Consider the following 11,869-nt stretch of genomic DNA (forward strand, 5'->3'; position numbering starts at 1 on the left):
GTCGTTGGGGCGTCCGGCGCGTCCGGTGCGTCCAGCCTGTTCGACGGAGGCGAACCGCGGCTACGCTCTGTGATGTGTCCTGGAAGTGCTGCTTCCGCACGAGGAATTGACGCAACGTTGATCTGTCGTTCGCCGCCCCGCGGCAGTTGGCCATGACTGTCGGTAGATACCATGTGGCAATCGGTCAGTGCTGGCCGACGCGTGCCGAGAGCGGAGAAGAGGTGGGGCGGCGGGAGCCGACCACGAGCCCGGCACCGGGAAAGGGGACCGAAGTGGCCGACGCGGACGACAAGCAGATGAGCACCCAGGTGTGGGGTTCGGCGGTGGTGGTGGGCTCTGCGCTGGCCGTGGTCGCGGCCTATCTGATCAACGGCGCCCTGCTGGTCCTGGCGGTCGCCGGGGTCGAGACCCTGCTGCTCATGGTGTACGTCGCCCGCCGCTGGCGCGCGACGCACGGGGATCGGGCCCCGGTCCGGCACCGCCCGCGCCGCGGCATCCCGGACGCCGCGCACTGCGAGCGCTGCCGTCGGGCCCGCGAGGCGCTCGACGCCCGGCAGGCGCGGGCCCGCTCGGCCGGTGCGCCGGGGCGGTCCGGGTCCGCGGCGCTCCCGACGGCGGCCGGGTCGCCGCGCGAGCCGTACCGGGAGTCGCGCGAGCCCCGCCGGGAGTCGCACGGGGAGCAGCACCACGCCCGCGGGGAGCAGTACTACGCCCACGGCGAGCACCACCACGCGCACGGGCTGCTGCAGGATCCGGGCCCGCAGTCGGAGTCCGGCGCCGTCGACCACTCGGCCGTCCCGCGCCGCCCGCAGCTCCGGGCCCCGTACGAGCGGCCCTGGACGGCGGAACGGGCGGCCGGCCGGTCCGTGGACCGTTCGACCGCCCGTCGGGGTGCGCCGGGATCAGCCGGCCGTGCTGTACGCCACCAGTGAGACGCCGATGTACTGGACGATGAACGCCCCCAGGGTGAAGGCGTGGAACACCTCGTGGAACCCGAACCAGCGCGGTGAGGGGTTGGGCCGCTTGAGCCCGTACACCACGCCGCCGATGCTGTAGAGCACTCCGCCGACGACCATCAGCACCAGGACGGCGACCCCGCCGGTGTGCAGGAAGTCCGGCAGGTAGAAGGCGGCGGCCCAGCCCAGCGCGAGGTACACCGGTGTGTACAGCCAGCGCGGCGCGCCGACCCAGAACACCCGGAACGCGATCCCGGCCAGTGCGCCGCCCCAGACCGCCCAGAGCAGCAGTTGCTGGTCGGCGCCCTTGAGCAGCAGCATCGTGAACGGCGTGTAGGTGCCCGCGATGATCAGGAAGATGTTGGCGTGGTCCAGCCGGCGCAGCACGGCGTCCCCGCGCGGGCCCCAGTCGAAGCGGTGGTACACCGCGCTGACCCCGAACAGCAGCCAGGCGCTGACCGAGTAGATCGCGCAGGCGATCCTGGCGGGTGTGGAGTCGGCCAGGCAGATCAGCACGATCCCGGCGGCCACCGTGGCGGGGAACATTCCGGCGTGCAGCCAGCCGCGCCACTTCGGCTTGCTCTCTATGAGTGCACTCTCCGCGAGCGCAGCAGCAGTCATGCGCAGCATGCTACCCGTTACCTACGGATCCGTAGGTTACTGGCGCGTAGGAAGTGGCGATCGTCACTGTTGGACGTTTTGGAGTAATAGGAGTGTGGCGCCGCACACTCCGTCGCGGGTGAGGCTGCTCTGTTACTGGTCAGTAATCATACTGGCTGGAGTAAAAGGTGCGTCAATTTCGACGCTTCGCCACGTTCCGGCCTTGAGTCCGGAGCTACGCTGCAAGCACCCTCAGACCCCCGCGACGCCGTCTCCTCGCCGAGATGGCGTGAAACGGAGCGATCGTGTCGTACGAGATCTCTGCTCTCAGCGCATCCGCGCCCACCCGCCACAAGCAGCTGCTCGCTTGGGTGAGCGAGATCGCCGAGCTCACCCAGCCGGACCGCATCGAGTGGTGCGACGGTTCCGACGAGGAGTACCACCGCCTCGCGGACCTGCTGGTGGCGCAGGGCACCTTCAAGAAGCTCAACGAGGAGAAGCGCCCCAACTCCTACTACGCCGCCTCGGACCCCACGGACGTGGCGCGCGTGGAGGACCGCACCTTCATCTGCTCCGAGCAGGAGAAGGACGCCGGACCGACCAACAACTGGAAGGCCCCCGCCGAGATGCGGGAGCTCTTCCAGGGCGAGCAGGGACTCTTCCGCGGCGCGATGAAGGGCCGCACGATGTACGTCGTGCCCTTCTCGATGGGCCCGGTCGGCTCCCCGCTGGCCGCGTACGGCGTCGAGATCACCGACTCCGCCTACGTCGCCGTCTCCATGCGCGTGATGACCCGCATGGGCCAGGCCGTGCTGGACCAGCTCGGCGAGGACGGCGACTTCGTCAAGGCCGTGCACACCGTCGGCGCCCCGCTCGCCGAGGGCCAGGCGGACGTGCCGTGGCCGTGCAACAGCACCAAGTACATCTCGCACTTCCCGGAGACCAAGGAGATCTGGTCCTTCGGTTCGGGCTACGGCGGCAACGCCCTGCTCGGCAAGAAGTGCTACGCGCTGCGCATCGCCTCGACCATGGCCCGCGACGAGGGCTGGCTGGCCGAGCACATGCTCATCCTGAAGCTCACCCCGCCGAACGGCGAGGCCAAGTACGTCGCCGCCGCCTTCCCGTCGGCGTGCGGCAAGACCAACCTGGCCATGCTCCAGCCGACGGTCCCGGGCTGGAAGGTCGAGACGATCGGCGACGACATCGCCTGGATGCGCTTCGGCGCCGACGGCCGCCTGTACGCCATCAACCCCGAGGCCGGCTTCTTCGGCGTCGCCCCCGGCACCGGTGTGGACACCAACGCCAACGCCATCGACACCCTCTGGGGCAACACCGTCTTCACCAACGTCGCCCTCACCGACGACGGCGACGTGTGGTGGGAGGGCCTCACCGAGGAGCCCCCGGCGCACCTGACCGACTGGCGCGGCAACGACTGGACCCCCGAGTCCGGCACCCCGGCCGCCCACCCGAACGCCCGCTTCGCCGTCCCGGCCGCGCAGTGCCCGACCATCGCCCCGGAGTGGGAGGACCAGGCGGGCGTGCCGATCTCGGCGATCCTGTTCGGAGGCCGCCGCGCCACCGCCGTCCCGCTGGTGACCGAGTCCTTCGACTGGCAGCACGGCGTCTTCCTCGGCGCCAACATCGCCTCCGAGAAGACCGCCGCCGCCGAGGGCACCGTCGGCGAGCTGCGCCGCGACCCGTTCGCGATGCTGCCGTTCTGCGGCTACAACATGGGTGACTACTTCGCCCACTGGCTGAAGGTCGGCGCCCGGGCGGACGCCGCCAAGCTGCCGAAGATCTACTACGTCAACTGGTTCCGCAAGGACGCCGAGGGCAAGTTCGTCTGGCCCGGCTACGGCGAGAACAGCCGCGTGCTCAAGTGGATCGTCGAGCGCCTGGAGGGGACCGGCGAGGGCGTCGAGACCCCGATCGGCGTGCTGCCGACCGTCGAGGGCTTCGACCTCGGCGACCTGGACCTGTCCAAGGAGGACCTCGACCTGCTCTTCACCGTGGACGCCGACCTCTGGCGCCAGGAGGCCGCTCTCGTGCCGGCCCACCTGGAGACCTTCGGCGACCACACCCCGAAGGAGCTGTGGGACGAGTACCGGAACCTCGTCGCGCGCCTCGGCTGAGCCTGAGCCTCAGCCGGGAGAGAGGCGGGCGCGCGGCACGAACCGCGCGCCCCGCCGAGCGGCAGGACGGCCGGAGTTCCGCCGGGCGATTTTCCCCCGACCAAGGAGATCGCCCGGGCCGGGACTCCGGCCGTAGTGTTTCTCCCGGGTGCTTCCCGCCCGGGGCTACGGCTGGACGTAACCCCCGAGGAAGTCGCCGATCCGGGTCACCGCGTCGGTGATCTCCTCCGCCCGGGGCAGGGTGACCAGCCGGAAGTGGTCCGGCTCCGGCCAGTTGAAGCCGGTGCCCTGGACCAGCAGGATGCGCTGGGAGCGCAGCAGGTCCAGCACCATCCGGGCGTCGTCCTTGATCTTGTGGACCTTGGGGTCCAGCCGGGGGAAGGCGTACAGCGCGCCCTTGGGCTTGACGCAGCTGACCCCCGGGATCTGGTTCAGCAGTTCGTACGCGGCGTCCCGCGAGGCGTGCAGCCGGCCGCCGGGCAGCACCAGGTCGCGGATCGACTGCCGTCCGCCGAGCGCGGCGGCCACCGCGTGCTGGGCGGGCATGTTGGCGCACAGCCGCATCGAGGCGAGCACGGTGAGGCCCTCGATGTAGCTGCGGGCCCGGCGCCGGTCGCCGGACAGCACCATCCAGCCGGAGCGGAAGCCGGCGACCCGGTAGGCCTTGGACAGTCCGTTGAAGGTGACGCAGAAGAGGTCCGGGGCCAGGGTGGCCAGCGGGACGTGTTCGGCGTCGTCGTAGAGGATCTTGTCGTAGATCTCGTCCGCGTAGACCACCAGGTCGTGCCGGCGGGCGATCTCCGCGATGCCCTCCAGCACCTCGCGCGGGTAGACCGCGCCGGTCGGGTTGTTCGGGTTGATCACCACGATGGCCCTGGTCCGGTCGGTGACCCTGGCCTCGATGTCGGCGAGGTCCGGGTACCACTCGGACTGCTCGTCGCAGCGGTAGTGCACCGCGGTGCCGCCGGCCAGTGAGACCGAGGCGGTCCACAGCGGGTAGTCCGGGGCCGGGACGAGCACCTCGTCGCCGTCGTCCAGCAGCGCGGTCATGGCCAGCTGGATCAGCTCGGAGACGCCGTTGCCGAGGAAGACGTCGTCGACGGAGAGGCCGTGCAGCCCGCGGTCCTCGTAGTGCATGACCACCGCGCGGCGCGCGGAGAGCAGGCCCTTGGAGTCGCCGTAGCCGTGCGCGTTGGCGAGGTTGCGCAGGACGTCCTGGAGGATCTCCGGGGGCGCCTCGAAACCGAAGGTGGCCGGGTTGCCGGTGTTGAGCTTGAGGATGCGGTGGCCCTGTTCCTCCAGCCGCATCGCCTCGTCGAGCACCGGGCCGCGGATGTCGTAGCAGACATTGGCGAGCTTGCTGGACTGGATGACCTGCATGTCCGCCTACTTTAGGGGTACGGAGGGGCCGTGCGGCCGGACTCCGCGGGGGTGCTTTCGGGGGCCCGAACGGCCCCCTTGGATCGGCAGGCGGGGGTGGCGGACGGCCTTCCGAACCAGTAGTCGAATGTCCGGAATGCTCGTGTATGCGAGGAGCGCTGTCGCGCTGCCGTGCGGAACGAGACGGACGGCACACGGCCCGGCGCGGGAGGATGGGGCCGGTCGCGCCGATGGCGTCGGTCGTGTCGGTCGCGTCGGTCGAAGAGGGGGTGCGCCGGTGGTCCCGGTCGTGGTGGCGGCGGTGCTGGTCGGTCTCCTGGCGGCTCCACCGCTGCGCGGGCTGATCGCCCGGTTCGCGGTGCCGGAGGGCGAGCCCTGGTGCGAGGACTGCCCGGCCTGCGGGCGCCGGCTGCGCCTGCTGCCGCCGACCGGGCGCTGCCGGGGCTGCCGGGAGCGGCTGGGCGCCGGCCCCTGGACGGTGGAGGCGGTCGCGGTGGCGGTCGCCGTCGCGGTGGTGTACGCGGCGGACCGGCTGGTGGTGGTGACCCTGGCGATGGGCTGGGCGGCGGCGCTCGGCGTGGCGCTCGGTTTCGTCGACGCGCGGGTGCGCCGGCTGCCGTACCGGCTGACCCTGCCACTGCTCGGCGGGGTGACGGCGCTGCTGCTGGCGGCGGTGCCGACCGCGGGGCCCGGGGTGACGCTGCGCTGCCTGCTGGTCGCGCTCGCGGTCGGGGGTGTGCTCGAACTGGCCGTCTGGCTGGGCGCGTTGGGCCCGGGGGACTCCCCGCTCGGGCTCGCCCTGGGCGGGCTGCTCGGCTGGTACGGCTGGTCGGTGGCGCTCGGCGGGCTGTTCGCCGCGATGGTGCTCGCCGGGCTGTGGGGCACCCTGCGGGCCGCCGCCGCGCTGGTCCGTCGCCGCCCGGTGCGCGGACTGGACCTCCCGGTCGGCCCGTTCCTGCTGCTCGGCGCGCTCACCGCGGTCCTGGCGCGGTGAGCACGTGCCGCCGGGACATTGAACGCGTCAAAGGGGAGAGGAACGGAAGGGCCCGCCGCACCGGTCGGTGCGACGGGCCCGGCCGCCGACGCGCAGGCCCCACCCTCAAGGAGCGGCGCGCCGGGGGAGTGGAGCTCGGGTGGCCGCGGCCTTCGGCAGCCGCGGCCGGGTGCCGTTACGGCATCTTGTGGACGAACGGGCCGACCGCGTTGGAGAACGCGTTGCCGTTGTTGACGTCCCAGTTGGTCGACCAGGTCATCGCGCCGCGGATGGTCGGCCACTTGGCCGGCGGCACGAAGCTGCCGCAGTTGTTACCGGTGGCCAGGCAGTCCAGCGCGTTGTTCACCACGGTCGGCGCGACGTAGCCGCCGCCCGCGGCCCGGGTGGAGGCCGGGACGCCGATGCCCACCTGGTCCGGCCGCAGGCCGCCCTGGATCTGGGTGCAGACCTGCGAGGTGATGAAGTCGATGGTGCCCTGGTTGTAGACCTTGCCGTCGCAGCCGTTCATGCCGCCCGAGTTGTAGAACTGGGTGTTGACGACGGTGAGGATGTCCTTGGTCTTCAGCGCCAGCTGGAAGTAGGCGCCGGAGGTGTTGTACATCCCGATGGTCTCGGGGGCCATGGTCAGGACGAAGCCGGGGCCGACCTTGGCCTGCAGGGAGTGCAGCGCGTCGCCGAGCGGGCCGGCCTGGACACCGTTCTCCAGGTCGACGTCGATGCCGTCGAAGCCGTAGTCCTTGATGATCGCGTAGGCGCTGTTGACGAAGTTGGCGGCGGCGGTGGCGTCCCCGACGGTGATCGCGCCGTTCTGGCCGCCGATGGAGAGGACGACCTTCTTGCCGGCCGCCTGCTTGGCCTTGATGTCGGCGCGGAACTGGGCGTCGGTGTAGCCGCCGAGCGCCTTGGACAGGCCCGGGTCCAGGGTGAAGCTGATCGCGCCGGTCCTGGTCGGCACGGCGTCGGCGAAGGACACCGCGATGATGTCGTACGCGCTCTGGACGTCGCTCAGCCGCTGCACGGTCGAGTTGTTGTCGAAGTTCTGCCAGTAGCCGGTGACCACGTGGGCGGGCAGGCCGGTGGCCGGCGGGGTGGTGCTGGTCGGCGTGGCGGTGGGGGTCGCCGTCGCGGTCCGGGTGGGCGTCGGGGTCGCCGTCGCGGTGGGCGTCGCGGTGGCCGTGGGGGAGGCGGTGGCCGTGGGGGTCGCGGTGGGGGTGGGGGTCGCGGTGGGGGTGGGGGTCGCGGTCGGCGACGGGGTGCCGGTGCCGCCGGGGCCGATCAGCGCGACGTCGTCGGCCAGGTAGGCGCTCTGGCCGTACCAGCCGTGCAGGTAGACGGTGACGCTGGTGGCGTTCGCCCCGGTGGTGAAGGTGCTGGACAGTTGGTTCCAGCTGTTCTGGTTCGACCAGGCGGACGGGTCGGTGCCGCCGGTGCCGCGCGCACCGAGGTAGACGTACGGGCCCTGGACCCACGCGCTCAGGGTGTAGCTGGTGTTGGGCAGCACGCTGATGGTCTGGGTGCACTCGGCGGTGTCACCGGCGCCCGGGGTCGCCTGGAGCGCGCCGGTGCCGGAGTGGACCGGGGAGGAGACCGTGGTCGCGGCGCCGGTGCAGGTCCAGCCCCCGAGCCCGCCGTCGAAGCCGCCGTTGTCGACCAGGTTGCCGACCGCCGCGCTGGCGCCGCCGGCGAAGAGGGCGAGGCCGCCGCCGGCCAGGGCGAGGGCGGTGGCACCGGCCGCGACGGCCGGGAGGGGGCTGCGCCGGCGCTTGTGCGAGGGCTGGTTCAGCGTACGGGCCATGGGGCGACGCTCCTGGGGGAGGAGCGGCCGCCGCGGTGGGGGGCGCGGCGGCCGCGTGTGGGGGAGGGGAGGTCCGAAGTGAGCCTGCGGGGCGGAGCCGGAGGATCGTTCCGTCCCGGATCAAAAGCTGGACTAGACCATTGCTGGTCGTCAAGCATCGGAAGAACGGCTTACGGTTCCGTTAAGGATTCGGAGACCGTTCCGTGTCCGCGCCCCGGGAGCCCCGCAGCGGCCCCGCGGCCCGCCCGGACGACCCCCGACACGCCCGTCGGGACAGACTTCGTACAGGACCGTGACCAGACCGCTACCTGCGGCTTTACTGTGCACCTGCGCGCCGGAGTAGGCTGCGCCCGGGGCGGAGACGCACCAGTTGCAACGAGCACGGAGGGGCCGGGAAAGATGGGTCTGCGCGATGTCGCCGAACGGACGCCGGGGCTGCGCACCCTGCTCGGCGGGATGTACGGGCTCTACGGTCGACGGGTCGAGGTCCACCTCGCGAGCACCCCGCGCCACATCGGCGTGATCCTGGACGGCAACCGCCGCTGGGCCAAGGCGGCCGGCGGCTCCACCGCGTACGGCCACCAGCGCGGCGCCGACAAGATCAGCGAGTTCCTCGGCTGGTGCGACGAGACCCACGTCAAGGTCGTCACCCTCTGGATGCTCTCCACCGACAACCTGGACCGCCCGGCCGACGAGCTCGTCCCGCTGCTCGGCATCATCGAGGACGCCGTCACCGGCCTGGCCGCCGCCCGCCGCTGGCGGGTCAACCCGGTCGGCGCGCTGGACCTGCTGCCGCAGCACACCGCCGACGTGCTCAAGCGGGCCGCCGACCAGACCGCCGACATCGACGGCATAACGGTCAACGTCGCGGTCGGCTACGGCGGTCGGCACGAGATCGCCGACGCCGTCCGCTCGCTGCTCCAGGAGCAGGCCGGGCGCGGCACCTCGATCGAGGAGCTGGCGGAGGTCCTGACCGTCGAGCACATCGCCGAGCACCTGTACACCCGCAACCAGCCCGACCCGGACCTGATCATCCGCACCTCGGGCGAGCAGCGGCTGTCCGGCTTCCTGCTCTGGCAGAGCGCGCACAGCGAGTTCTACTTCTGCGAGGCGTACTGGCCGGCCTTCCGCAAGGTCGACTTCCTGCGTGCGCTGCGCGCGTACGAGCAGCGCCATCGGCGGCTGGGGCTGTAACCCCGGCACGGCGGCCCCGGCCACCGGCCCGTCCGGAGGAAATGACCGCCGTAGGCCTGGCCTACCCGGTGCCGGCGCGAGGCCAAACGTTCACCGGCAATGATCCGTCAGTTCTCCAGGGGCGCGAATGCACCGCTCCCCGCCTGGGAATACTCCAGTCAGTCCGGTCCCGAGGCCACCGGGGCAGCGGGGGCCGGCATGCCGCGGATGACGCAGGGTCATCCGCTCTGGAGGCCTAGTGGTCAGTTCGAAGAGCCGCCGGACACCAGACCGGCGCACGTACGTTCTCGACACGAGCGTGCTCCTGGCGGACCCGCTCGCCATGACCCGCTTCGAGGAGCACGAGGTCGTCCTCCCGGTGGTGGTCGTCACCGAGCTGGAGGCCAAGCGACACCACCCGGAGCTGGGCTACTTCGCCCGCCAGGCGCTGCGGCTGCTCGACGACTACCGGATCCGTCACGGCCGGCTCGACGAGCCGATCCCGGTCGGCGAGCTCGGCGGCACCATCCGGGTCGAGCTCAACCACTCCGACGTGTCGATACTGCCGGCCGGCTACCGGGCCGGCGGTGAGGCGGACACCCGGATCCTCGCGGTCGCCCGCAACCTCCAGGCCGAGGGCTACGACGTGACCGTCGTGTCCAAGGACCTGCCGCTGCGGATCAAGGCCAGCTCGGTGGGCCTGCTCGCCGAGGAGTACCGGGCCGAGCTGGCGATCACCTCGGGCTGGACGGGCATGTCCGAGCTGCACGTCCCGGCCGACCAGGTGGACGCGCTGTTCTCGGCCGGCCACGACGCGGGGGTGGACGTCGACGGCGCCACCGAGCTGCCCGTCCACACCGGACTGGTGCTGACCTCGGAGCGCGGCCGGGCGCTCGGCCGGGTCACCGGCGACGGCCGGGTGCGGCTGGTGCGCGGGGAGCGCGAGGCGTTCGGGCTGCGCGGGCGCAGCGCCGAGCAGCGGGTGGCGCTGGACCTGCTGCTCGACCCGGAGATCGGGATCGTGTCGATGGGCGGCCGGGCCGGCACCGGGAAGTCGGCGCTGGCGCTGTGCGCGGGGCTGGAAGCGGTGCTGGAGCGGAGGCAGCACCGCAAGGTGATGGTCTTCCGGCCGCTGTACGCGGTCGGCGGCCAGGAGTTGGGCTACCTGCCCGGTTCCGAGGCGGAGAAGATGGGCCCCTGGGCGCAGGCGGTCTTCGACACCCTCTCCGCCGTCACCACCCCGGACGTGATCGAGGAGGTCATCTCCCGCGGGATGCTGGAGGTGCTGCCGCTGACCCACATCCGGGGGCGCTCGCTGCACGACGCCTTCGTGATCGTGGACGAGGCGCAGTCGCTGGAGCGGAACGTCCTGCTGACGGTGCTGTCCCGGATCGGCCAGGGCTCGCGGGTGGTGCTCACCCACGACGTGGCGCAGCGGGACAACCTCCGGGTGGGCCGCTACGACGGCGTGGTGGCGGTGGTGGAGAAGCTGAAGGGTCATCCGCTCTTCGCCCACATCACGCTCACCCGCTCGGAGCGTTCGCCGATCGCGGCGCTGGTCACGGAGATGCTGGAGGACATCCACCCGTGATCCGCCCCTGATCGGGGCATAGTGGGACAATATGGTCAACTTATGACCCGGAGCCCGCTCCTGATGGAGCGGGCTCCGCCCGTTTCATCACATCGAGTGCTTTCCGTCCGGGAAACCGCCGTACGGTGAATGTGACATGCGCCACGCGAAGGGGAATTGCGTCGACCGTGCCCGGTGCGGCATGGTGAGGGTTCTGTCAGGCCCCGCGTACGGCGCGGCAGGGCTTCCGGACTCCGGGAGTCAGGCCCGGGAAGGTTCGCCAACTCCGGTCGGTGGACACACAATTGAACACCGTTGAGCCGTACGCCGCCCGATTTCAACGCCCGGTCACCTCGGCCGGACGCCGGGCCAGCACCTCCCGTGACCAGAGCACTGTGCGGAGGTCCGTGCCAAGGGGCATGTTGCGCCCGTACGGTCACGCGTGGGCGATGCTGGAAGGAAACCATGTGACTCGGATCTCGGTCCGGGGAGTTGCTGTGGCCTCCGCCACCGCCGTCACCGCTGTCGGTGCCGTCGTGGGTATGGCCTCGGGCAGCGAGGGCAAGACCATGCAGACGGTCGACGTCGCCGGCGCGACCCTGCTTGCCGAAGTCCCCTCTGGCGCCCAGGCGCAGACCATCAGTGACAACATCGGCCAGCAGGCATCCGCCCAGCAGGCCTCCGCCGACGCCGCCGCCAAGGCCGCCGCGGAGCAGAAGGCCGCCGAGGAGGCCGCGCGCCAGCAGGCCGCCGCGGACGCCCAGGCGAAGGCCGATGCCCAGGCCAAGGCCGACGCGGAGAAGGCCGCCAAGGCCGCGGACGACAAGCGCAAGGCCGACGAGGCCGCCGCGAACCGGTCCAAGTCCCGTTCCGCGATGACCGCGGTCGAGGACAGCGCTCCGCCCGTCTCGGTCAGCCCCGGCTCGGTCCAGGACCTGGCCCGGCAGATCGTCGGCAACGACGCGCAGTTCCAGTGCTTCAGCCAGATCGTGAAGCGCGAGAGCGGCTGGGACTACACCGCGACCAACAAGAGCTCCGGCGCGTACGGTCTGGTCCAGGCGCTGCCCGGCACCAAGATGGCCTCGGCCGGTGCCGACTGGCGCACCAACCCGGCCACCCAGATCAAGTGGGGCGTCGGCTACATGAACTCCCGCTACGGCAGCCCCTGTGGTGCGTGGTCGTTCTGGCAGGCCCACAACTGGTACTAGGACCGGCTGCCGCCCCGGCGGCGCGGTTCCCGCGGCCCCCGGCCGTTCGACCTTCCCGGGC

At 71.6% G+C, this 11,869-nt stretch carries 9 protein-coding genes; 6 read left to right on the forward strand and 3 right to left on the reverse strand.

Annotated features, from left to right (window positions below; all coding sequences use genetic code 11):
* Positions 1-272 precede the first annotated feature (272 nt).
* Positions 273-932 carry a hypothetical protein gene (locus ACWGKU_RS38100; RefSeq protein WP_452180793.1) on the forward strand — a complete coding sequence of 220 codons (660 nt, stop codon included), beginning with the start codon at positions 273-275 and terminating at the stop codon, positions 930-932.
* Here ACWGKU_RS38100 and trhA read toward each other — a convergent pair.
* Complete coding sequence (gene trhA / locus ACWGKU_RS38105) at positions 903-1,577, reverse strand: PAQR family membrane homeostasis protein TrhA (protein ID WP_401045982.1); 675 nt, start codon at positions 1,575-1,577, stop codon at positions 903-905. The genes ACWGKU_RS38100 and trhA overlap by 30 nt on opposite strands.
* A 284-nt stretch (positions 1,578-1,861) precedes the next feature.
* Between trhA and ACWGKU_RS38110 the strand changes: the two genes are divergently transcribed.
* A complete protein-coding gene (locus ACWGKU_RS38110) occupies positions 1,862-3,688 on the forward strand; it encodes a phosphoenolpyruvate carboxykinase (GTP) (protein WP_380553474.1) in 1,827 nt (608 codons plus the stop codon).
* A 165-nt stretch (positions 3,689-3,853) separates the two neighbouring features.
* Here ACWGKU_RS38110 and ACWGKU_RS38115 read toward each other — a convergent pair whose 3' ends face one another.
* Positions 3,854-5,068 (reverse strand): pyridoxal phosphate-dependent aminotransferase, encoded by a 1,215-nt coding sequence (locus tag ACWGKU_RS38115; protein ID WP_380553471.1) that lies wholly within the window; start codon positions 5,066-5,068, stop codon positions 3,854-3,856.
* Positions 5,069-5,345: 277 nt separating this feature from the next.
* On the opposite strand from ACWGKU_RS38115, the gene ACWGKU_RS38120 reads away from it, so the two are divergent.
* Positions 5,346-6,062 carry a prepilin peptidase gene (locus ACWGKU_RS38120; protein ID WP_452180795.1) on the forward strand — a complete coding sequence of 239 codons (717 nt, stop codon included), beginning with the start codon at positions 5,346-5,348 and terminating at the stop codon, positions 6,060-6,062.
* Between the two features lie 175 nt (positions 6,063-6,237).
* On the opposite strand, the gene ACWGKU_RS38125 is transcribed toward ACWGKU_RS38120, so the two are convergent.
* Complete coding sequence (locus ACWGKU_RS38125) at positions 6,238-7,857, reverse strand: chitinase (RefSeq protein ID WP_452180796.1); 1,620 nt, start codon at positions 7,855-7,857, stop codon at positions 6,238-6,240.
* A gap of 399 nt (positions 7,858-8,256) precedes the next feature.
* On the opposite strand from ACWGKU_RS38125, the gene ACWGKU_RS38130 reads away from it, so the two are divergent.
* The 3 genes from ACWGKU_RS38130 to ACWGKU_RS38140 all read left to right on the forward strand — a co-directional run bounded on the left by ACWGKU_RS38130 (position 8,257) and on the right by ACWGKU_RS38140 (position 11,808).
* The gene (locus tag ACWGKU_RS38130) at positions 8,257-9,051 is read left to right on the forward strand and encodes an isoprenyl transferase (RefSeq protein WP_181970663.1); all 795 of its coding nucleotides are present in this window, start codon (positions 8,257-8,259) and stop codon (positions 9,049-9,051) included.
* A 238-nt stretch (positions 9,052-9,289) separates the two neighbouring features.
* Positions 9,290-10,621: a PhoH family protein gene (locus ACWGKU_RS38135; RefSeq protein ID WP_359899497.1), complete on the forward strand. Its 1,332-nt coding sequence runs from the start codon at positions 9,290-9,292 to the stop codon at positions 10,619-10,621.
* Positions 10,622-11,067: 446 nt separating this feature from the next.
* Positions 11,068-11,808, forward strand: coding sequence for an aggregation-promoting factor C-terminal-like domain-containing protein (locus tag ACWGKU_RS38140; RefSeq protein WP_452180797.1), 741 nt, complete (start codon positions 11,068-11,070; stop codon positions 11,806-11,808).
* Positions 11,809-11,869: the final 61 nt, after the last annotated feature.

This window comes from Kitasatospora sp. NPDC054768, from assembly GCF_053612025.1.